Annotated in this window: 2 pseudogenes; one reads left to right on the top strand and one right to left on the bottom strand. The window is 75.3% G+C overall.

The features are described from left to right. A pseudogene (locus AC2W7G_RS18400) lies at positions 1 to 195 on the bottom strand (hypothetical protein); the annotation flags it as partial. 46 nt (positions 196 to 241) lie between these two features. Here AC2W7G_RS18400 and AC2W7G_RS18395 point away from each other — a divergent pair. Then, positions 242 to 514, top strand: a pseudogene (locus tag AC2W7G_RS18395) (A/G-specific adenine glycosylase); the annotation flags it as partial.

Below are 514 nucleotides of genomic sequence, written 5' to 3'. Positions count from 1 at the left end.
GGCGGGGCTGGGCGTCGCGGTGGTCGCCGACGGGGCGGGGGCCGGCACGGTGGCGGACGGCTCGGGCTCCGGGGCGGCCGACGACTGGTCGTCGCCGCCGTTCACGAGGGTCGTGACGACCCACGCCAGCAGGAAGACCGCGGCCAGGACGAGCAGGCGTCGACGCCAGTAGATGGCAGGCGACAGACGACTCACGACCGTACGGTAACCGGTCGGGACGGCGTGACAGACTCGACGCGCCATGACCCTCGCGCCCTTCGCCGACGACCACGTCACAGTGCTGCACGAGCGGCTCGCCACGTGGTTCGCGCACGCCGCCCGCGACCTGCCGTGGCGCCGTCCGGACGCCACCGCGTGGCACGTGATGATCTCCGAGCTGATGCTCCAGCAGACGCCCGTCGCCCGGGTCCTGCCCGTCTACGAGCAGTGGGTGCGTCGCTGGCCCGAGCCGGCCGACCTGGCCGCCGAGCCGGCCGGCGAGGCGGTGCGCGCCTGGGGGGCGGCTCGGCTACCC

Source organism: Aeromicrobium sp. PFPM2_SD2 (genome assembly GCF_057364525.1).
Note: the sequence above shows the minus strand (reverse complement) of the source record. Positions and strands in the feature narration are given on the sequence as shown.